Below are 19,325 nucleotides of genomic sequence, written 5' to 3'. Positions count from 1 at the left end.
GGATGCCGCGACGAGGCGGGCAGGGACGGCCTACACGTCCCTGCCCGCCTCCGTCATGCGCGGCCCGTCGCGCCCGCGACCCGCTCCTCGAGGTCGAGAAGGAACCGCTTGTGCTCGGGCCGGCCGCCGTACTCGCCGAGGGAGCCGTCGCTGCGGATCACACGGTGAGCGGGCAGCACGATCGACCAGGGGGTGCGGGCGCACGCGGTCCCCACCGCGCGATGCGCCCGCGGGGACCCCGCGGCGATGGCGATCTCGGCGTACGACGCCGTCTCGCCGTACGGGATCCCGGCGATGGCCTCGAGTGCCTGCCGCGTGAAGCCCGCCGTGAGTCGCCAGTCGAGCGGCACCGAGAAGGCCCGCCGTGCGCCGGCGAAGTACTCGTCGAGCTCGCCGGCTGCCTCCCGCGCCGGACCGTCGTCGGGCACCGGCACGCTGTGCAGCAGCAGGCTGAGCCGGGAGACCTCGGCGTAGGCCGGGCCGTCCAGCACCGACAGCGCGACGAGACCCTCCTCGGTCGTCACCAGGAGGGCCTCGCCGATCGGTGTCGGGTGCACCGAGTAGGTTGCGATCGTCATGTCCTCATCATGGCTGCGGGGCCGAGACGCCGAGAACGGGGGAGGAGCGGGCGGGGGAGAAGCGGCATCCCGACCCGGATGTGGAGGAATCGGCGCCCGAGTGAGGGTCGATCCGCGAAACTCGGCCGTCGATCCCGCTTTCCGGGCTCGACGCGCCTAGTGTTTTCGGTGTGTGGCGAGCAGAGAGCGGTGCTGTGCGCGGCGAGAGTGCCGAGCAGATGTCCGCGGTGACCCCGGCGGACGTGACGCTGTCCGACCCCGAGGTCCTCGTCATGCACGCGGCCGTCCCCGAGCGCAAACGACTGCGCGAGGAGGCCGCCCAGCTGGGCGGCGCCTCGACGCTCCTCCACTATCGCGACGACGGCGACGCCGGCATCGACATCACCAAGGCCCACCCGGGCAGCCTGCCGCAGTTCATCACGGGTCGTCCCACCCTGCTGTCGAACATGTTCCGCGACGAGGTGGCCCTCCGCACCGCGCGTCTGGCCGCCGAGCGCATCACGTCGAAGGACGTCGAACTGCGCACGGCGCGCGGCCTCGACACCGTGCACCTGGCCATCGGCATGGCGTCGTGGCGCATCGGCGGGGTCAGCTGCACCGCGCCCGTCCTGCTGCGTCCGCTGACGATCCGCCGTCACCACACCGACTTCGACCTGCGGTTGCACGGCCCCTTCCATGTCAACCGCGAACTGGTCACCGCGGCCCGCATCCACTTCGGCGTCGACCTCGACGGCGACGCGCTCGCCGCCCTCGCCTACGACGGCGGCGTGTTCCAGCCGCAGCCCGTCATCGACCGGCTGCGCGTCCTGACGGCGCACGTCCCCACCTTCACGGTGCAGCCGCGTCTCGTGGTCTCGACCTTCGCCGACGTCGCCTCCGACATGGAGCGGGATGCCGTCGACCTCGACCATCCCGTGCTCAACGCGCTCGCGGGTCACCCCGCCGATCGCGAGCGCCTCTCGTTCGTGCGCCCGCAGCCCGACGCCGTCGGCCCCGACGACCGCACGCCCGCCTCGGACCGCCTGATCCTCGACGCGGATGCGGAGCAGGAGGCGGTGCTCGCCCGTATCACCGAAGGGCAGTCGCTGGCCGTCCACACCCTTCCCGGAACGGGCGGCACGCAGACGGTCATCAACGCCGTCGGTGAGCTCGTCCGCTCGGGCAAGCGGGTGCTCGTCGTGAGCGCCCGCCGGTCGACCCTCGACGGCGTCCGCCACCGGTTGTCCGGCATCGGCCTGCCCGGCCTCGCGGTGTCGCCGACCCGGCTGCACCGCGACCTCATCCGTGCGATCGCCCGCAACGAGAAGGCCGAGCAGCCCAAGGTCGCCGAGGTGGACGACGCCCTCGTGCGCCTGCGCACCGTGCTTCGCGACTACCGCGCCGCACTGACCCAGCGTCACGCCTCGGTCGGTGTCTCCCCGCTCGAGGCGCTGCGCGAACTCACGCGCATCGCCGACCACGAGCCGCAGCCGAGCGCCACCACACGCTTCGACCTCGCGACGGTGCAGCGCCTCGCGACGCGCCGCGTCGAGGCCGCGGAAGCTCTCGCGGCATCCGCTCGCCTCGGCGAGTTCCGCATCGGACCCGACGACTCACCCTGGTACGGCGTCGCGTTCTCGACGACCGACGAGGCTCGCGCCGCGCACGCGCTGGCCGGCCGGTTGCACCGCGCCGAGGTCCCCGCGCTCCTCGAGCGCGGCTACGAGCTGATCGGCCAGACGCGGATGCGGCCGTTCACGACCATCGCCGAGATGGGCTCGTACGTGCAACTGCTGCAGGGCATCCGCGCCTCGCTCGACCGCTTCAGCCCCACCGTGTTCGAGCGCCCCCTCACGGACCTGATCGCCGCCCACTCGTCGCGCCGGGACTCGGCGCAGATGACGACGGCCAACCGCCGACGTCTGCGCCGCCTGTCGAAGGAGTACGTGCGGCCCGGCATGCACGTCACCGACATGCACGAAGCGCTCCTGCGGGTGCAGAACCAGCGCACGCAATGGCAGCAGCTCGTCGATGCCGGCGTCACCCCCGAGATCCCGATCGGCCTCGACGACGTCGCGGCCGCATGGCAGCGGGCGAACGCCGACCTCGCCGACCTCGACCGCGCGCTCGGTCGCACCGAGCCGCTGGCGAGCCTGCCGATCCCGCAGCTGCTGCGGACGCTCGCGGGCCTCGCCGCGGCATCCGACGTCTTCGACAACCTCGTCGAGCGTGCAGCGCTGCGCAGCGAACTCGCGCAGCTCGGTCTCGAGCCCCTCCTCATGGAGCTCTCGACCCGCCACGTCCCCGAGTCCGAGGTGGCCGCGGAGTTCGAGTACGCATGGTGGCGCTCCGCGCTCGAAGCCATGCTGCGCTCGGATCGCGCCCTGCTCGGCGCGAACACCACGGTGCTCGACCGCCTCGAGCGCGACTTCCGTCTCGTCGACGAAGCACACGCTTCGTCGTCCGGGCCCCTGCTGGCCTCGGAACTCGCCAAGCGGTGGCGCATCGCGATCGTCGACGAGCCGCGCGAGGCGGCCTCGCTGAAGTCGGCGCTGCGCGGCGGCACCGCGTCGGCGTCGGAGCTCGTCGCCTCGGCGCCGACCCTCATGCGCGTGCTCGCGCCGGTCTGGCTCGCGTCGCCCTACGAGGTGCCGCACGTGCCGGATCACCCCGAGTTCGACGTCGTCATCATCGCCGACGCGGCCGCGCTGTGCCTCGCCGAGGCGACGCCCGCGCTGCGCCGCGCCCGGCAGATCGTCGTCTTCGGCGACCCGGTGACGCAGAAGCCGACACCGTTCCGGCTCTGGTCGGGACGCGGCGACGACCCGGAGGCGCCCGAGGTGCCGTTCGACGACACGAGCGTCTTCGAGCGACTGAGCGAACTGATCCCCGTCGAGACCCTGACCCGCAGCTACCGCGCCGGGGGAGAGGACCTCGCCGAGCTCGTCAACGACGCGTTCTACGGCGGTGCGATCGGCTCGCTTCCCTGGGCGGGGTCGTACCTCGGTCGCGGCAGCCTCAGCGTCGACTACGTCGAGGGCGGCACGGGCGCGCCGAACCCCGACACGGGGGCCGTGGAGAGCCCGGATGCCGAGGTCGCCCGCGTCGTCACGCTCGTCGTCGAGCACGCGATCAACCGTCCCGCCGAGTCGCTCATGGTCGTCACCGCGTCGGCGCGCCACGCCGAGCGCGTGCGCGCGGCGGTCGCGAGCGCGTTCGCGGGGCGTTCGGACGTCGCCGACTTCGTCGGCCGCGAGACCGCCGAGCCGTTCGCCGTCCTCGGCCTCGAGGAATCGGTCGCCGAGAGCCGCGACCGCGTCATCTTCTCGCTCGGGTTCGGCCTGACCAAGCACGGCCGCGTCCTCAGCGACTTCGGCGACCTGTCCACCGCCGACGGCGAGCGGCTTCTGACGGTCGGCATGACCCGGGCCCGCCGGTCGATGGTGATCGTCTCGTCGATCCGGCCCTCGGCCTTCGACGAGGGACGCCTGACCTTCGGCGCCGCCACCCTCATGGCCATCCTCGGTCGGATCGCTGCCCGCGGGCGCGACGCGCGACTGGAGGACCTCGCCGATCCGCTCACCCTGACCCTCGCGCAGCACCTGCGGAGCCTCGGTGTCTCCGTCGACGTGCACTACCGCGGCGGTCAACTCCCGCTCGTCGCGCAGTACAAGGGCAAGGCCGTCGTGGCCGACATCGACCCCGAGAGCACGCACGACAGCCTGCGCGAGACGCTCCGTCGGCGACCGCAGCTGCTGCGCCGCCTCGGCTGGCACTACGTGCGCGTCCACGCGTTCGACGTCTACAACGATCCCGCCGCCGTGGCTCTCCGCATCGCCGGGGTCATCGGCGTGCAGCCCGAGACGCCGTCCGCCCCCGGATCCACCCAGCCGATCGATGTCGACTGAGCGCCAGCGCGTCGAGCGGGTGCCGGGGTCCCGTCGTGCGCGGCTGACCCCTGCGCCGGGCACGGACCCGGCCCCCGAGACGCCGAACGGGCCGGACGCGGGGGAACCCCCGGCATCCGGCCCGAACGACGAACGACTGCGGAACGACGTCCCGCCGCACTACTGACGCGTCAGATCGACGGCGACGGCGGTTCGGTCGACCGGCGCGTGGCCGGTGCGGGCGCGCTGCCCTGCTTCTCGAGCAGGTCGCGGATCTGGACGAGCAGCTCGGCCTCGGTGGGGAGCTTCGCCTCCTCCTCGACGACGCCGGCCTTGGCGGCCTGACGCTCCTTCCACTTGTTCATCGGGACGACGAACACGAGGTAGACGACGAGCGCGACGGCGAAGAAGCTGATGATCGCGGTGAGAAGACCACCGAGCGGGAAGGTGACCGGTTCACCGTGGATTCCGACGAACGAGGGACCGATCGACCCCGTCTTCGGGTCGGGCAGGTAGAAGAGCGCGATCAGCGGGTTGATGATGCTGGTCACGATCGCGGTGACCAACGCGGTGAACGCACCGCCGATGACCACGGCGACCGCCAGGTCGATGACGTTGCCGCGCATGATGAAGTCTTTGAAGCCCTGGATCACGGCTCCTCCTTCCTCCGCCGGCACGGAGCCGGGGCTACGAACCCGCGGGGGCGGGCGAAGCGGACGCTTCGGATTTCTTCGATGATGTCGAAGAACCCGAGCTTTCGCCAGAGGATGCAGGGGAGCTGGTGCTGCGCGAGTCGGTGCGGTAGAAGCCCGAGCCGTTGAAGGTCACGCCGATCGAGCCGTACTGCTTGCGGACGAGACCGCCGCACTCGGGGCACTCGGTGAGCGCGGCGTCGGAGAACGACTGGACGGCGTCGAAACGGTGACCGCACGCGGTGCAGGCATAGGCGTAGGTGGGCATGGGACCTCGGGTGACTCAGCGAAGGGGAAGGCGGACGGTGCGGGTGGGGGTGACGACCCCCGAGACGGGCTGGTCGTGCAGTTCGCGCGGGACCTCGTCGACCAGCTCGGAGTCGAAGATGACGGCGTAGACGGGCGGGCACTTCTCCATCGAGCCGATGGTCTTGTCGAAGTAACCACGCCCCCAGCCCAGCCGCATCCCGCTGCGGTCGACGGCGGCCGCGGGGATCACGAGCAGGTCGACGTCGTTCACGGCGACGGGGCTGAGCAGTTCGCCCACGGGTTCGGGCAGGCCGAACATGCCCTCGGCGATGTCGCCCTCGTGCTCGGCGACCGCCCAGTCGAGCAGGCCGTCGGCACGGGTCACCGGCAGGAGGACCCGGATGCCGCGCGCCACCGCAGCGGCGATGAACTCGCGCGTGCCGGGCTCGGTCGTCGTCGAGAGGAAGCAGGACATGGATCGGACGCCGTGCTCGGCGACCAAGGCGTCGAGCTGCGCACGGATGCCGGCGGCGGCCTCCTCGAGGGCGCCGGCCGAGCGCTGCTGACGGCGTTCGCGGAGTTCGGCGCGCAGGGCACGCTTCTCGGTGTCCACGGGGCCGGTCATGGTCCGATTCTAAAGGGACACGCCCGCCGTCCCCGTCGTGTCACATCACGGACCCGACGGATCTGTATGGTGATGGTCATGTCTGCCGAGCGCATCAAAGCCGTCATCCCTGCCGCGGGCCTGGGCACCCGCTTCCTGCCCGCCACGAAAGCCATGCCGAAGGAGATGCTGCCGGTCGTCGACAAGCCCGCGATCCAGTACGTCGTCGAGGAGGCCGTCTCAGCCGGCATCGACGATGTGCTCATCATTCTGGGGCGTAACAAGAACAACATCTCCAACCACTTCGACTCCGTCCCCGAGCTCGAGTCCAACCTCTCGAAGAAGGGCGACCACGAGAAGCTCAAGCGGGTGCAGGACTCGTCGGACATGGCCGACATCCACTTCGTCCGGCAGGGCGAGCCGAAGGGTCTCGGTCACGCGGTGCTGCGTGCCCGCTCGCACGTGGGCGACAGCACGTTCGCGGTGCTGCTCGGCGACGACCTGATCGACGCGCGCGACGTGCTGCTCGAGAAGATGCTCGAGCAGAACAAGAAGACCGGCCTGACCGTCGTCGCGCTCATGGAGGTCTCGCCCGACCAGATCCACATGTACGGCGCCGCCGCCGTCGAGGCGACCGACGAGGAGGACGTGGTCAAGGTCACGGGTCTCGTCGAGAAGCCGAAGAAGGAGGATGCCCCCTCCAACTACGCCATCATCGGCCGCTACGTCCTGACGCCCGGCGTCTTCGATGTGCTCGAGCGCACCGAGCCCGGCAAGGGCGGCGAGATCCAGCTGACCGACGCGCTCGAGGAGCTCGCCTCGACCGAGGGCGTCCTCGGCGTCGTCTTCCGCGGTCGCCGCTACGACACGGGTGACCGTGCCGACTACATCAAGGCGATCGTCCAGCTCGCGGTCGACCGTGAGGACCTGGGCGCCGAGCTCCGGCCGTGGATCAAGGACTTCGCATCGGGTCTGTGAACCCGACGCGTCACTGATGGGCATGGACGGGCCGGTCGTGCGAGCGCACGGCCCGATCTCGATCCGGCTCGTGCGACCGCGTGACGCGAAGACGTTGCAGACCGAGCTCGTGCAGAACCGGTCGTGGCTGCGGCAGTGGGAGGCGACGAGCCCCGACGGTCCGATCTCGCTCGACATGCGCAGCGGGGTGCGCCGGTTGCTGCAGCAGTACCGCGACGGAACCGGTGTGCCCTTCGTCATGGAGTACGACGGCGAGATCGCCGGGCAGTTGAACGTGTGGGGGATCGCCCGCGGGTCGCTGTCGTCGGCGACGATCGGGTACTGGGTGAGTGAGCGCTTCGCCGGCAAGGGCATCACGCCGACCTCGGTCGCGCTCGCGACGGACGTCTGCTTCGAGGACCTGCGTCTGCACCGGATGGAGATCTGCATCCGCCCCGAAAACGCCAAGAGCCTGCGGGTCGTGCAGAAGCTCGGCTTCCGCTACGAGGGGCTGCGGCGGCGCTACATCCACATCGACGGCGAGTGGCGCGACCACTACGCGTTCGCGCTCGTGCGCGAAGAGGTCCGGGAGGGCGTCCTCAACCGGTGGTTGGCGGGGCGCGCGCCGCAGGAAGCGGCATCCATCCCTCCGTCGGACCGTTAACCCTCAACCAGAAGTTCAGACACGCCCAGCGGATGCCGGGCCGCACCGCTCCGGCGACATACGGTGAGCGGCATGGGTGAGCAGGTGATGGGTGGCGGGGTGATCGTCCTCGTTGCCGTCCTCTTGTGGCTGTTGTACCTCCTGCCCTCGTGGCACAGCCGGTACCAGTACCAGGCTGCCGAACGGAATGCCGTGCGTCTGAACCAGGCTCTCCGTGTCCTCGCCGAGACGAGCGAGACCCCCGGCGAGGTGCGCCTCGAGCTCAACGCGCGCACCGCGCTCGCACAGCAGCGCCTCGCGCGTCGTGTGCAGGCCGAGCAGGAGAGCGTCGGCCTCGAGGCCGCACGCGCCGAACTGGCTGCCGCGAAGGCGCAGGCGGCGCTCGACCGCGAGCTCGCGAAGGCCGACCGTCGTCGTGCGATCGCCGACGCCGAGACGGCACGCGAGAAGGCCCGAGCGGATGCCGCCATCGCCCGCGAGCGTGCCATCGCGGAGGCCGCTGCCGCCCGAGCGTTGCCGGCGGCCCGGCGTGCGCGCGCACGTCGTCGCGTGCGGCTGACCGCGACCATCGTCGGTGTCCTCGCCGTCGTCGCGGCTGGTGTCGGGGGTTACCTCGGCGCGATCGGCGCCGGGTGGGCCCTGCTCGCGGTCGGAGCCGTTGTCGCCGCGTCGAGCCTGCTCGTGCTCGCACGCATGAACACCGTCGCGCGACGCGCGGCATACCGCGTCCTCCCCGCCGAGGTCGTGCGTGCCCCAGGCGCCGTGCAGGACGTCGCACTCGACTCCGACCGTGCGGAGTGGACCCCGCGCACCCTTCCGCGACCGCTCACCGCCTCGGCGGGCTCCCGCGCCGCGGCCGTGCTCGACGCGTCCGAGGCGCGCGAGGCGCTGCGTCAGGCGGCCGTCGAAGAGGCGATGCGCGAGCGTGCCGCGCAGGCCGCGCCGCCGTCGATCGACACCGCCCGTCGCACCCGTGCGGCCGAGGTCGCCTTCGCTGGACCGGCCGACGACGACCGCATCGAGGCGCACGTGCGGGAGCTGCTCGCACGCCGCGCATCGGGGCAGTGAGACCCCGCCTCGCGTTCGAGCGGTCCGTTCGGTCGTGGTAATGTTGAGGCTTCCGGGCCTGTGGCGCAGTTGGTAGCGCGCTTCGTTCGCAATGAAGAGGTCAGGGGTTCGAATCCCCTCAGGTCCACCACCGGAAAGACCCCCGCTCGCGGGGGTCTTTCGCTGTCTCTGGCGTCTTCAGTCCGGCAGCGTCGCCCAGCGGTCGAGCCGCGCCGTCGTCATCCCCGTGACGCACAGGTACTCCGAGAGGTACATCCGCCCCATCGCCCCCCGCGCCGCCCCGTAGACGAGCAGCTGCGCACGCGAGGCGCCGGGGAAGAGCTCGGCCTCGGTGAACAGCAGCCGCGTCATCGCGACGTCGGCCGCGGGGTCGCCGCACGCGGTCGACTGCCAGTCGATCGTCGCGATGCCGCCGCCCGCCGTCCCGGCCCGAGCGGCCCGGTACCCGCCGCAGCGGGCCCCGGGCGCGCGATCAGACCGCCGCGGGCTCGCGCCGGCCGGCCGCCAGCCGCTCGGCCGCGTAGGCCTCGGCCGCGTCGAGCGGGGTGACCCCGCGTGCGGCGGCGTCGTCGAACAGTCGGCGCAGGGTGTCGCCGATACCGTCGATGCGGGTCGCGATCTCATCGCGGTGACCGGGCGTCCGCGCCTCGACGTCGAGGTAGATGACGCCGCCGGCGTTCGCGACGAAGTCAGGGGCGTAGAGGATGCCGCGGTCGGCCAGGCGTGCGGCGCCCGAGCGGTCGGCGAGCGGGTTGTTCGCGGGTCCGCAAACGGCCTTCGCCGCGAGCGCGTCGATGACGTCGTCGTCGAGGACGCCGCCGATGCCGGCCGGGACGAACACGTCCGCCGGCACGAGGTGCTCGGTGCCGGGCTCGACCCACGTCGCGCCGAGCTCCGCCGCGAGCGACATCTTCGCGGGGTTCACGTCGGTGACCGTGAGGAGCGCGCCCTCGCCCGACAGACGCACGGCGAGCCGGCTGCCGACCTGGCCGAGGCCCGAGATCGTGATGCGGCGGCCGGCCACCTCGGGTGACCCCGCGATGCGCTCGAGCGTCGCACGGAGGGCGGCGTACACACCGCGGCTCGTGGGACCGGCAGGCTCGCCCGAGCCCCCGACCGAGTCGGGCAGGCCCACGACGTGCGCCGTGCGCTCGCTGACGACGAGCATGTCCTCCGTCGTCGAGCCCACGTCCTCCGCCGTCCGGTACAGGCCGCCGAACGACTCGACGGCGTCGCCGAGGTCGAGGAAGGCCGCGCGTCGACGCTCGGCGTCGAGCGTGTCGCCCTCGCGCAGCGCGATGACCGACTTGCCGCCCCCGGCATCCAGCCCCGCAGTCGCGTTCTTGAGCGTCATCGCGGCCGACAGCCGCAGCGCGTCGCCCATCGCATCGGACCAGTGCGGGTAACGCCACAGGCGGGCGCCGCCGAGGGCGGGGCCGAGCGCCGAGGAGTGCAGGGCGACGGTGACGACGAGTCCGCTGCGCCGACCCGTGATCACCTCCACACGTTCGTGGGTGAGATCGGGCAGGGGCAGGGTGTGCGTCATTGCATTCCTTCTCGGCGGGCCTTGTGGGCGCTGCGGTGCGGATGCCGCCGATGTGCGGCATCCGTCATCATTCTGCCTCGCATATCGCTCGACGCCTAGGCTGTCGACCATGCAGACCGAGCGGTACTCCCACGGCCACCACGAGAGCGTGCTGCGGGCGCACACCTGGCGGACGGCGGAGAACTCGGTCGGGTACCTGCTGCCGCACCTGCGGCCCGGCGCCTCGCTCCTCGACGTCGGCGCGGGCCCGGGCACGATCACCGTCGACCTGGCGCGTCGCCTCGCCCCCGGCCGGGTCGTCGGCGTCGACGCGTCGGCCGACGTCGTCGCCCAGGCGCAGGCCCATGCCGCGGCCGAGGGCGTCACGAACGTCACCTTCGCGACCGCCGACGCCTACCGCCTCGACGCCGCGGACGGATCCTTCGACATCGTGCACACGCACCAGCTGCTGCAGCACCTCGCACGTCCCGTCGACGCCCTGCGCGAGTTCCGTCGCGTCGCGGGGCCGGACGGGCTCGTCGCCGCGCGCGAGGTCGACTACGCGGGCATCATCATCCACCCCCACATCCCCGCGCTCGACGACTGGCTCGACCTGCTGCTGCGGATGGGGCGCACCAACGGCGGCGAGCCGTCGGCGGGACGACGCCTCAAGGCGTGGGCGCGCGCGGCCGGGTTCGCCGACGTCGCCGTGAGCGCGTCGACCTGGCTGTTCGAGACCGACGAGCAGCGGGCCTGGTGGGGCGGGTCGTGGGCCGACCGCGCCCTGCATTCCTCGTACGCCGACCACGCGCTCGAGCAGGGCATCGCCGATCGTGCCGACCTCGAACGCATCTCGGCGGGATGGCGCGAGTGGGCGGCGTCCGAGGACGGCTGGCTGCTCATGCCCCACGGCGAGATCCTGGCGAGAGGCTGACCCCGTGACCGACCACCTCAGCGCGCGCAGCCGCCTCGTGCACGACGCCCTGCGGGCCGCCGGCATCCCGGGGGAGATCGTCGTCCTGCCCGATGCCGCTTCCACCGCGGCGCTCGCCGCCGCCGCCCTCGGCGTCGAGGTCGGCGCGATCGCCAACAGCCTCGTGTTCCAGTGCGACGGTGCGCCCCTGCTCGTCATGACCAGCGGCGCCCACCGCGTCGACACCGCCGCCCTCGCCGCGCGCCTCGGGCGAGGGAGGATCAGCCGGGCGACGCCCGATCAGGTGCGCGAGGCGACCGGCCAAGCCATCGGCGGCGTCGCACCCACCGGGCACCCCGCGCCGCTCGAGACCCTCGTCGACGAGGACCTCGCCCGCTACCCGCAGATCTGGGCGGCCGGCGGCACCCCGCACACGGTCTTCCCGATGACGTTCGACGAGCTCGTGCGCCTCACCGGCGGCCGGGTCGTCTCCGTGGTCTGACGGTCGACGGCGAGCTCAGGTGTGGATGAGCTCGCGCCAGTTCAGCGGCACGCGTCCGCGAGGACCGGGGGAGGGCTGGTCGGCGGGGTGGCTGGTCGGCGGCGCCAATTCGGGACCCTCGAACAGCGCGGCGTGCCGTTCGTTTCGTTCGGCCGCCCGTGGGACGTCGCCTCGCCCGAGGACAGCGCGCACCTCTGGGTGGACGTCGACGGCGCCTCGGGCACGTGCGCCGCGACCGAGCACGCCCTCACCGTCGGACCGCGCGTCGCGTTCCTCGGCTGGCCCGCGGGGTCGCCGACGGGTGATGACCGGGAGCGGGGGTGGCGCGAGGCGATGACGGATGCCGGTGCCCGCCCCGACCTGCGCCTGTCGGCTGAGGAGCGGGTCACCGAGGCGCGGGAGCAGGTCGCGGAGTTGCTGGCGACGACGGCAGTCGACGCGATCGTGTGTGCGAGCGACACCCTCGCCGTCGGCGCGCACGTCGCCGCCGTCGCGGAGCAGCGGCCGGACGTGCTCATCATCGGGTTCGACAACACCCCCGCGGTCGAGGCCCTGGGCCTGTCGAGCGTCGAGCAGCTGCCCGAACTGGTCGCCGCCGGCACCCTCGACCTGCTGATGGGCAGCGGTGGCCGCATCGAGCGCCGCGCCGCCGGGGACGGCGAGGGGCACGTGCTGGTCCAGCCGCGCCTCGTCGTCCGCTGAGACAGGGTTCCGACCCGGCAGACTGGGCCGGACCGGCGGTGCTGCGGACGACGGGTTGCGTGGGGCTCCGGGCCACATCCGCGGAGTTCTCGTGGTTTGCGGGCCGGAACCGGCCCGATCCTGCCGTGACCGCGCGGATCTCCGCGGTTGTTGCCCGGCGGCGCGGTAGCGGCGGGGCCACGGGGCTACTGCCGGACGCCTGCGGCAGCGAAGGGCGTCCGTCCGCGGTCCCGGCGCGGTCAGCGGTGCCCGATGCGGCGGGAGAGCTCGGCGGCCGCCTCGGCGGTGAGGGTCGCGAGGTGCTCGGGGTCGGCGGGGGCGTCGTCGGGCCAGGTCACGGCGATCGCAGCGGCGGGCCAGTCGGCGTGGTCGCGGACCGCGACACCGACCGAGCGGAATCCGAGCGTGACCTCGCCGTCCTCGCTCGCGTGCCCCGCGGCGCGGGTCTGCCGCAGCAGTTCGCGCAGTTCGCCCGGGCGGCCGGGTCCACGACCCGTGCGCTGGGGGGAGAGGGATGCCGCGTCGGGGAACAATGCGCGCACCTGCTCGCGGGGGAGGGCGGCGAGCATCGCGCGCCCCGTCGCAGTGAGATGCGCGGGGAGGCGGACGCCCACATCGGTGATGAGCGCGGGCCGTCGCGGTGCGCGCTCCTCGACGATGTAGAGGACGTCGCGGCCCGTCATGACGGCGAGGTGCGCGCTCTCACCGGCGCGGTCGGCGAGCTGCGCGACGATCGGGCGGCCGAGACGGGCGAGCGGTTCCTGCCGTGCGTACCCGCCGGCGAGTTCGAACGCGGCCGTGCCGAGTCCCCAGCGTCGGTCGCCCTCGAGGTGCACGACGAACCCGTGCGCGGCCATCGCCGCGAGTAGGTGGTAGACGCTCGATCGCGGGATGCCGAGATGGCTCGCGATCGTCTGCGCCGCCACCGGCCCGCGCTGGTGCGCCAGGAAGCTCAGGATGCGGAGCGTCTGATCCGCGGCGGGGACCTGCGGCTTGTGCGGGGTCGGCGGTGTGTCTGGGATCGACGCCCGCGGCTTGTCTGAGATCGGCGCCCGCGGCTTGTCTGAGATCACAGACACAGGATGCCACGCGCGCCACCCGCCCAGGCGGCGCAGCCGATGGAATCAGACCATGCCCGTCCTCACCACCGTCACCCTCGGCGACGCCCCGCTCACACCCGCCGAGGTCGTCGCCGTCGCCCGGCACGACGCGCGCGTCGCGGTCTCCGACGCCGCGCTCGCCCGCACGGCCGAGACCCGCGCCCTCATCGAACGCCTCGCCGACGACCCGCAGCCGCACTACGGCATCTCGACCGGCTTCGGCGCGCTCGCCACGACGTTCATCGCCCCCGACCGGCGCCGCCAGCTGCAGGCGAGCCTCATCCGCTCGCACGCGGCGGGCACGGGACCCGAGGTCGAGCGCGAGGTCGTCCGCGCCCTGCAGCTGCTGCGCCTGCAGACCCTCGCGACCGGTCGCACCGGCGTCCGCCCGGTCGTCGTCGACACGTACGCGGCGATGCTCAACGCCGGCATCACCCCGATCGTGCACGAGTACGGCTCGCTCGGCTGCTCGGGCGACCTCGCCCCGCTCTCGCACATCGCGCTCGCCGCGCTCGGCGAGGGACCGGTCCGCACGGCGGACGGCACGCGGACGGATGCCGCCGAGGCACTGGCGGCCAGCGGCATCCGTCCCCTCGTGCTCGAGGAGAAGGAGGGTCTCGCCCTCATCAACGGCACCGACGGGATGCTCGGGATGCTGGCGCTCGCCCTCGCCGATCTCGACACCCTGCTCGCGACCGCCGACCTCGCCGCCGCTCTCTCGGTCGAGAGCCAGTTGGGGACGGATGCCGTCTTCGCGGCCGACCTCATGGCGCTGCGCCCGCAGTCCGGCCAGGCGGTCTCGGCCGCGCACCTGCGGCACGCCCTCGCCGACTCGCCGATCGTCGCGAGCCACCGCGACCCGGCCGTCTGCACCCGCGTGCAGGACGCCTACTCGCTGCGCTGCTCGCCGCAGGTCCACGGCGCCGCCCGCGACACCCTCGACCACGCCCGCACCGTGGCCGAACGCGAGCTCGCGTCGGCCGTCGACAACCCCGTCGTGACCCCCGACGGCCGGGTCGAGTCGAACGGCAACTTCCACGGCGCGCCCGTCGCGTACGTCCTCGACTTCCTCGCGATCGCGGTCGCCGATGTGGCCTCGATCTCGGAGCGCCGCACCGACCGCGCGCTCGACCGATCGCGCAGCAACGGGCTGCCGCCGTTCCTCGCCGACGAGGTGGGCGTCGACAGCGGCCTCATGATCGCGCAGTACGCCGCGGCGGGGATCGTCTCGGAGCTCAAGCGCCTCGCCGTGCCGGCATCCGTCGACTCGATCCCGTCGTCGGCGATGCAGGAGGACCACGTGTCGATGGGCTGGGCCGCCGCCCGCAAGCTGCGTCGCGCGATCGACGGGCTCGCGCGCGTCCTCGCGATCGAGGTGGTGACGGGATGCCGCGCCCTCGACCTGCGCGCCCCGTTGCAGCCCGCGCCGGTCACCGGCGCCGTGCGCGACCTCGTCCGTACGGTCGTCGAGGGACCGGGGCCCGACCGCTTCGTCTCCCCGGACATCGAGGCCGTGACGCGGCTCGTGGTGTCGGGCGAGGTCGCCCGCGCCGCGTTCGGACCAGTCGCCGAGCGGACATCCGCCGTCCCGCGGACGAACGACCCCGAAACCGTCCGCTCGAGCGCAGATCTCCGCTCGAGTGCCGCACCGTTCGAAGGAGAACAGGCATGACCGACACGACCACGACCCGCACCGTCCGCGCGGCGCGAGGCGCCGAACGCACCGCGAAGAGCTGGGGCGCCGAGGCGGCCAAGCGGATGCTGATGAACAACCTCGACCCCGAGGTCGCCGAGCACCCCGAGGACCTCGTCGTCTACGGCGGCACGGGCAAGGCCGCTCGCACGTGGGAGGCGTTCGACGCGATCGTCCGCACGCTCGACGAGCTCGAGCCCGACGAGACGCTGCTCGTGCAGTCCGGCAAGCCGGTCGGCGTGTTCCGCACGCACGAGTGGGCGCCGCGGGTGCTCATCGCGAACTCGAACCTCGTCGGCGACTGGGCGACGTGGCCGGAGTTCCGCCGGCTCGAGCACCTAGGCCTGACGATGTACGGCCAGATGACGGCGGGATCGTGGATCTACATCGGCACGCAGGGCATCCTGCAGGGCACGTACGAGACTTTCGCCGCCGTCGCGCGCTCGCTCGGCCGCGACTCGCTCGCCGGGACGCTCACCCTCACGGGCGGCGCGGGCGGCATGGGCGGCGCGCAGCCGCTCGCGGTCACGATGAACGGGGGAGCGGTCCTCGTCGTCGACGTCGACGAGTCGCGCCTGCGCCGCCGTGTGGAGCACGGCTACCTCGACGAGCACACCGCCGATCTCGATGCGGCCGTCGAGCGGGCGCTCGCGGCGAAGGCGGCGGGCGAGGCGCGCTCGATCGGCGTCGTGGGGAACGCGGCGGACGTGTTCCCCGAGCTCTTGCGCCGCGGCATCCCGATCGACATCGTGACGGACCAGACGAGCGCGCACGACCCGCTCGCGTACCTGCCCTCGGGCGTCGCGTTCGAGGAGTGGAGGGCGCAGGCCTCCGCCGATCCCGACGGTTTCACGGAGCGGTCGCGGGCGTCGATGGCGCGGCACGTGGAGGCGATGGTCGGGTTCCAGGATGCCGGGGCCGCGGTCTTCGACTACGGCAACTCGATCCGCCGCGAGGCCGAGCTCGGCGGCTACGACCGCGCGTTCGCGTTCCCCGGGTTCGTCCCGGCCTACATCCGGCCGCTGTTCGCGGAGGGCAAGGGACCGTTCCGCTGGGTCGCGCTGTCGGGCGACCCGGAGGACATCGCGAAGACCGACCGCGCCGTCGCAGAGCTCTTCCCCGACGACACCGCGCTGCACCGCTGGCTCGAGAAGGCCGGTGAGAAGGTGCATTTCGAGGGCCTGCCCGCGCGCATCTGCTGGCTCGGCTACAAAGAGCGCCACCTCGCGGGCCTGAAATTCAACGAGATGGTCGCCTCGGGTGAGCTGTCGGGTCCGATCGTGATCGGCCGAGACCACCTCGACGCGGGGTCGGTCGCGAGCCCGTACCGTGAGACCGAGGCGATGGCCGACGGCTCGGACGCGATCGCCGACTGGCCGCTCCTGAACGCGCTCCTCAACACGGCGTCGGGGGCGGCGTGGGTGTCGATCCACCACGGCGGCGGCGTCGGCATCGGGCGTTCGATCCACGCCGGGCAGGTCACCGTCGCCGACGGCACGCCGCTCGCGGCCGAGAAGCTCGCGCGCGTGCTGGTGAACGACCCCGGCACGGGTGTCATGCGTCACGTCGACGCCGGGTACGACCGTGCGAAGGAGATCGCCCGCGAGCGCGGCCTGACCGTCCCCATGCTGGACGCGTGATGGCGACCCTCTTCACCGGCATCGCCGAACTGACGACGAACGCGGATGCCGCGGCCCAGACCGCGACCATCGCCGACGCCGCCCTCCTCGTCGACGAGGGCCGGGTCGCGTGGGTGGGCGCCGCCTCCGACGCCGAGACTGCAACAGCGGCCCGAGACAGCGGTCCGTCGCCGACGTCTCGGGCTGCGGGTGCAGTCTCGCGGTCAGGGGTCGAGGTCGTCGACCTCGGCGGGCGGGCGGTCATCCCGGGCTTCGTGGACAGCCACACGCACCTCGTGTTCGCTGGCGACCGCGCCGACGAATTCGAGGCGCGGATGACGGGCGTCCCGTATGCCGCGGGCGGCATCCGCCGCACCGTCGCCGCCACCCGCGCGGCGACCGACGACGAGCTCCGCGCCCGCCTCGCGGCCCTGGTGGCCGAGCTGCACGCGCAGGGGACGACGACGTTCGAGGTGAAGACGGGCTACGACCTCACCCTCGACGGCGAGGAACGCCTCGCGCGCCTCGCCGCGGAGGTGACCGACGAGGTCACGTACCTCGGGGCGCATGTCGTCCCGGAGGGAGCGGATCGCGACGCGTACGTCGACCTCGTGTGCGATGCCATGCTGGCCGCGGTCCGCCCGCACGCGCGGTGGGTGGACGTGTTCTGCGAGCGAGGCGCCTTCACCGAGACCGAGAGCGAGCGGATTCTGCGCGCGGGAGCGGAGGCCGGGCTCGGCGTCCGCGTGCACGGCAACCAGCTCGGCGAGGGGCCGGGGGTGCAGCTCGCGGTGCGGCTGGGCGCGGCATCCGTCGATCACTGCACCCATCTGACGGATGCCGACGTCGCGGCCCTCGCGGCGTCGGACACGGTCGCGACGCTCCTCCCGGGCGTCGAGTTCTCGACGCGCCAGCCGTACCCCGACGCGCGTCGGCTGATCGACGCGGGCGTCACAGTGGCGCTCGCGAGCGACTGCAACCCGGGTTCGTCGTTCACGAGCTCGATGCCGCTCATGATCGCCCTCGCCGTGCGCGAGATGGGGATGACCGTCGGCGAAGCAGTGTGGGCGGCCACCGCCGGGGGTGCGCGGGCGCTGCGCCGCAGCGACGTCGGCCACCTCGGCGTGGGTGCGCGCGCGGACCTCGTCGTCCTCGACGCGCCGAGTCGGCGGCACCTGGCCTACCGGCCGGGGGTGCCGCTCGTCCACCGCGTGTACCGCGGCGGCGAGGTGATCAGTCCCCGCTGACGTCCCGCGGGGTGTCGAGATTCCAGCGCGCCGGAGGGACGGCGGTCGCGACGTCCCAGTCGTCGGTGTCCCAGATGAAGGTCGCGACGGCGCACGTCGGCATCGCGCCGATCCCGCCGTCCGACAGCTGCTCAGCGAGCACCGTCATCCCCGGGTCGTGCGCGACGACCATGACGTCGGTGACGCCGCTCGCGGCGGCGGTCGCGAGCAGCCGCGAGCCCGGGGCGCCGTACAGGCCCTCATCGGTCTCGACCGAAACGCCGAGGGCGTCTGCGAACGTCTGCGCCGTCGTCCGCGCGCGCACGGCGGTCGACGACAGGATGCGGGCCGGTCGCACGCCGGTCGCGGCGAGCCGTCGCGCCATGACCGGGGCATCCCGCCGTCCGCGGTCGTTCAGCGGACGCTCGTGGTCGTCGAGCCCGGTGCCCCAGTCGCTCTTGGCGTGACGGACGAGGATGAGGGTGATCATGCGAGGGCCCTTCCGGCGAGCAGTTCCAGGACGCAGAGCGCCGCGAGTCGGACGGTGCGGCCGTCCGCGGCATCCGCCGTCGCGTCCACCTCGACGACGTCGGCGCTGACGACCCGTCGGTCCCCGGCCGCCGCGCGGACGAGGGCGCGCAGCTCCCACGCCTCGAGTCCGCCGGGGACGGATGCCGGGCACCCCGGCGCGACGGAGCGGTCGCAGACGTCCACGTCGATGTCGAGGTGCACGTCACCGGCGGTGCCCGCGACCGACAGCGCCTGGATCATGACGTCCTCGGCGCCGCGGCGGCGCACCTCGTCGAGGGTGATGACCGTGATGCCGAGGTCGGCGGCGCGCTCGGCGTAGGCGACCGAGTTGGCGAAGTCCGCGATGCCGATCTGCACGATGCGCCGCGGGTCGAGACCGTCCTCGACGAGGCGGCGCACGGGGGAGCCGTTGGACACCCCGTCGCGCAGATCGAAGTGCGCGTCGAGGGTGATGAGCCCCGACACCCCCGCTCCCTGTGCGGTCGCGTAGGTGACGGAGTTGTCTCCGCCGAGGGCGATCACGAGACCGGATGCCGCGCGCAGCCCGCGGACGCGCTCGCGCACGCGCGCCTCGCCCTCGGGCCCGTCGGGGTCGGCGACGTCACCGGCGTCCGCGATCCGGAGCGCCTCGTTCAGGTCGACGGGGGGAGGACCGAGCAGGGTCGGGCTGAACCGGCGCAGCGCCTCGCGCACGGCGGCGGGTGTCGCGTGCGCCCCGGTAGGGGACAGCGACGTGCGGAAGGCGGGCAGGCCGAGGATCGCGGCATCCACCCGCCCGTCCGGAGCCGGCCAGTCCCCGGCGCGCGGCCAGAGCGGGTCTGCGAAGAGCGCCATGG

20 protein-coding genes and 1 tRNA gene are annotated in these 19,325 nt (G+C 72.9%); 12 read left to right on the top strand and 9 right to left on the bottom strand.

Translation table 11 applies throughout. The annotated features are described in order from the left end of the window. Positions 1–53: 53 nt before the first annotated feature. Complete coding sequence (locus Q9S36_RS04485; protein WP_217532255.1) at positions 54–578, bottom strand: methylated-DNA--[protein]-cysteine S-methyltransferase; 525 nt, start codon at positions 576–578, stop codon at positions 54–56. Positions 579–772: 194 nt separating this feature from the next. Here Q9S36_RS04485 and Q9S36_RS04480 point away from each other — a divergent pair, with 194 nt between their 5' ends. Both Q9S36_RS04480 and Q9S36_RS04475 read left to right on the top strand, forming a co-directional pair. Then, positions 773–4,465 (top strand): AAA family ATPase, encoded by a 3,693-nt coding sequence (locus tag Q9S36_RS04480; protein WP_311284090.1) that lies wholly within the window; start codon positions 773–775, stop codon positions 4,463–4,465. Then, positions 4,455–4,631, top strand: a complete 177-nt coding sequence (locus Q9S36_RS04475; RefSeq protein WP_217532260.1) for a hypothetical protein — start codon at positions 4,455–4,457, stop codon at positions 4,629–4,631. Before Q9S36_RS04480 ends, Q9S36_RS04475 begins: the two co-directional genes overlap by 11 nt. Before the next feature lie 4 nt (positions 4,632–4,635). Here Q9S36_RS04475 and mscL read toward each other — a convergent pair whose 3' ends face one another. Genes mscL through Q9S36_RS04460 form a run of 3 tightly spaced genes read right to left on the bottom strand, consistent with a single transcriptional unit; the run spans position 4,636 to position 6,010 of the window. Beyond that, positions 4,636–5,097 (bottom strand): large conductance mechanosensitive channel protein MscL, encoded by a 462-nt coding sequence (gene mscL, locus Q9S36_RS04470; RefSeq protein WP_311284089.1) that lies wholly within the window; start codon positions 5,095–5,097, stop codon positions 4,636–4,638. A gap of 34 nt (positions 5,098–5,131) precedes the next feature. Further along, positions 5,132–5,404: an FmdB family zinc ribbon protein gene (locus Q9S36_RS04465; RefSeq protein WP_217532266.1), complete on the bottom strand. Its 273-nt coding sequence runs from the start codon at positions 5,402–5,404 to the stop codon at positions 5,132–5,134. 15 nt (positions 5,405–5,419) lie between these two features. Beyond that, positions 5,420–6,010 (bottom strand): 5-formyltetrahydrofolate cyclo-ligase, encoded by a 591-nt coding sequence (locus tag Q9S36_RS04460; RefSeq protein ID WP_311284088.1) that lies wholly within the window; start codon positions 6,008–6,010, stop codon positions 5,420–5,422. 78 nt (positions 6,011–6,088) lie between these two features. On the opposite strand from Q9S36_RS04460, the gene galU reads away from it, so the two are divergent. From galU to Q9S36_RS04440, 4 genes are all read left to right on the top strand, one after another. Then, complete coding sequence (gene galU / locus Q9S36_RS04455; protein WP_253034081.1) at positions 6,089–6,967, top strand: UTP--glucose-1-phosphate uridylyltransferase GalU; 879 nt, start codon at positions 6,089–6,091, stop codon at positions 6,965–6,967. 22 nt (positions 6,968–6,989) lie between these two features. Further along, positions 6,990–7,610 carry a GNAT family N-acetyltransferase gene (locus Q9S36_RS04450; RefSeq protein WP_253034080.1) on the top strand — a complete coding sequence of 207 codons (621 nt, stop codon included), beginning with the start codon at positions 6,990–6,992 and terminating at the stop codon, positions 7,608–7,610. Between the two features lie 72 nt (positions 7,611–7,682). Then, entirely contained in the window at positions 7,683–8,678 is a 996-nt protein-coding gene (locus tag Q9S36_RS04445) for a large exoprotein (RefSeq protein WP_311284086.1), read from the top strand. 54 nt (positions 8,679–8,732) lie between these two features. Further along, positions 8,733–8,808, top strand: a tRNA-Ala gene (locus Q9S36_RS04440). 47 nt (positions 8,809–8,855) lie between these two features. On the opposite strand, the gene Q9S36_RS04435 is transcribed toward Q9S36_RS04440, so the two are convergent. Together Q9S36_RS04435 and Q9S36_RS04430 are read right to left on the bottom strand one after the other, a co-directional pair. After that, positions 8,856–9,029, bottom strand: a complete 174-nt coding sequence (locus tag Q9S36_RS04435; RefSeq protein ID WP_311284085.1) for a hypothetical protein — start codon at positions 9,027–9,029, stop codon at positions 8,856–8,858. 121 nt (positions 9,030–9,150) lie between these two features. Beyond that, complete coding sequence (locus Q9S36_RS04430) at positions 9,151–10,224, bottom strand: Glu/Leu/Phe/Val dehydrogenase dimerization domain-containing protein (protein WP_311284084.1); 1,074 nt, start codon at positions 10,222–10,224, stop codon at positions 9,151–9,153. A 109-nt stretch (positions 10,225–10,333) separates the two neighbouring features. Between Q9S36_RS04430 and Q9S36_RS04425 the strand changes: the two genes are divergently transcribed. The 3 genes from Q9S36_RS04425 to Q9S36_RS04415 all read left to right on the top strand — a co-directional run bounded on the left by Q9S36_RS04425 (position 10,334) and on the right by Q9S36_RS04415 (position 12,320). Next, the gene (locus Q9S36_RS04425) at positions 10,334–11,137 is read left to right on the top strand and encodes a methyltransferase domain-containing protein (RefSeq protein WP_253034076.1); all 804 of its coding nucleotides are present in this window, start codon (positions 10,334–10,336) and stop codon (positions 11,135–11,137) included. Positions 11,138–11,141: 4 nt separating this feature from the next. After that, entirely contained in the window at positions 11,142–11,618 is a 477-nt protein-coding gene (locus Q9S36_RS04420) for a YbaK/EbsC family protein (RefSeq protein WP_311284083.1), read from the top strand. Positions 11,619–11,750: 132 nt separating this feature from the next. Then, a complete protein-coding gene (locus Q9S36_RS04415) occupies positions 11,751–12,320 on the top strand; it encodes a substrate-binding domain-containing protein (protein WP_311284082.1) in 570 nt (189 codons plus the stop codon). A gap of 239 nt (positions 12,321–12,559) precedes the next feature. Here Q9S36_RS04415 and Q9S36_RS04410 read toward each other — a convergent pair whose 3' ends face one another. After that, on the bottom strand, positions 12,560–13,366 hold the full coding sequence (locus Q9S36_RS04410) for an IclR family transcriptional regulator (protein ID WP_396653725.1): 807 nt from the start codon (positions 13,364–13,366) through the stop codon (positions 12,560–12,562). An 85-nt stretch (positions 13,367–13,451) separates the two neighbouring features. On the opposite strand from Q9S36_RS04410, the gene hutH reads away from it, so the two are divergent. Genes hutH through hutI form a run of 3 tightly spaced genes read left to right on the top strand, consistent with a single transcriptional unit; the run spans position 13,452 to position 17,979 of the window. After that, positions 13,452–15,092 carry a histidine ammonia-lyase gene (hutH, locus tag Q9S36_RS04405; protein ID WP_311284081.1) on the top strand — a complete coding sequence of 547 codons (1,641 nt, stop codon included), beginning with the start codon at positions 13,452–13,454 and terminating at the stop codon, positions 15,090–15,092. Beyond that, positions 15,089–16,753: a urocanate hydratase gene (gene hutU, locus Q9S36_RS04400; RefSeq protein WP_311284080.1), complete on the top strand. Its 1,665-nt coding sequence runs from the start codon at positions 15,089–15,091 to the stop codon at positions 16,751–16,753. The genes hutH and hutU overlap by 4 nt, the downstream gene beginning before the upstream one ends. Further along, positions 16,753–17,979 (top strand): imidazolonepropionase, encoded by a 1,227-nt coding sequence (gene hutI, locus Q9S36_RS04395; protein ID WP_311284452.1) that lies wholly within the window; start codon positions 16,753–16,755, stop codon positions 17,977–17,979. Before hutU ends, hutI begins: the two co-directional genes overlap by 1 nt. On the opposite strand, the gene Q9S36_RS04390 is transcribed toward hutI, so the two are convergent. Both Q9S36_RS04390 and Q9S36_RS04385 read right to left on the bottom strand, forming a co-directional pair. After that, the gene (locus tag Q9S36_RS04390) at positions 17,966–18,448 is read right to left on the bottom strand and encodes a histidine phosphatase family protein (protein ID WP_311284079.1); all 483 of its coding nucleotides are present in this window, start codon (positions 18,446–18,448) and stop codon (positions 17,966–17,968) included. The genes hutI and Q9S36_RS04390 overlap by 14 nt on opposite strands. Then, a complete protein-coding gene (locus tag Q9S36_RS04385; protein WP_311284078.1) occupies positions 18,445–19,323 on the bottom strand; it encodes an agmatinase family protein in 879 nt (292 codons plus the stop codon). Before Q9S36_RS04385 ends, Q9S36_RS04390 begins: the two co-directional genes overlap by 4 nt. Positions 19,324–19,325: the final 2 nt, after the last annotated feature.

This window comes from Microbacterium sp. ARD31, from assembly GCF_031844425.1.
Note: the sequence above shows the minus strand (reverse complement) of the source record. Positions and strands in the feature narration are given on the sequence as shown.

Bases quoted from the DNA above. Each gene is read 5' to 3' on its own strand.
- Q9S36_RS04485 (WP_217532255.1), bottom strand. From the start codon at position 578: ATGACGATCGCAACCTACTCGGTGCACCCGACACCGATCGGCGAGGCC.
- Q9S36_RS04475 (WP_217532260.1), top strand. From the start codon at position 4,455: ATGTCGACTGAGCGCCAGCGCGTCGAGCGGGTGCCGGGGTCCCGTCGT.
- Q9S36_RS04465 (WP_217532266.1), bottom strand. From the start codon at position 5,404: ATGCCCACCTACGCCTATGCCTGCACCGCGTGCGGTCACCGTTTCGAC.
- Q9S36_RS04460 (WP_311284088.1), bottom strand. From the start codon at position 6,010: ATGACCGGCCCCGTGGACACCGAGAAGCGTGCCCTGCGCGCCGAACTC.
- galU (WP_253034081.1), top strand. From the start codon at position 6,089: ATGTCTGCCGAGCGCATCAAAGCCGTCATCCCTGCCGCGGGCCTGGGC.
- Q9S36_RS04450 (WP_253034080.1), top strand. From the start codon at position 6,990: ATGGACGGGCCGGTCGTGCGAGCGCACGGCCCGATCTCGATCCGGCTC.
- Q9S36_RS04445 (WP_311284086.1), top strand. From the start codon at position 7,683: ATGGGTGAGCAGGTGATGGGTGGCGGGGTGATCGTCCTCGTTGCCGTC.
- Q9S36_RS04435 (WP_311284085.1), bottom strand. From the start codon at position 9,029: ATGACGCGGCTGCTGTTCACCGAGGCCGAGCTCTTCCCCGGCGCCTCG.
- Q9S36_RS04430 (WP_311284084.1), bottom strand. From the start codon at position 10,224: ATGACGCACACCCTGCCCCTGCCCGATCTCACCCACGAACGTGTGGAG.
- Q9S36_RS04425 (WP_253034076.1), top strand. From the start codon at position 10,334: ATGCAGACCGAGCGGTACTCCCACGGCCACCACGAGAGCGTGCTGCGG.
- hutH (WP_311284081.1), top strand. From the start codon at position 13,452: ATGCCCGTCCTCACCACCGTCACCCTCGGCGACGCCCCGCTCACACCC.
- hutU (WP_311284080.1), top strand. From the start codon at position 15,089: ATGACCGACACGACCACGACCCGCACCGTCCGCGCGGCGCGAGGCGCC.
- hutI (WP_311284452.1), top strand. From the start codon at position 16,753: ATGGCGACCCTCTTCACCGGCATCGCCGAACTGACGACGAACGCGGAT.
- Q9S36_RS04390 (WP_311284079.1), bottom strand. From the start codon at position 18,448: ATGATCACCCTCATCCTCGTCCGTCACGCCAAGAGCGACTGGGGCACC.
- Q9S36_RS04385 (WP_311284078.1), bottom strand. From the start codon at position 19,323: ATGGCGCTCTTCGCAGACCCGCTCTGGCCGCGCGCCGGGGACTGGCCG.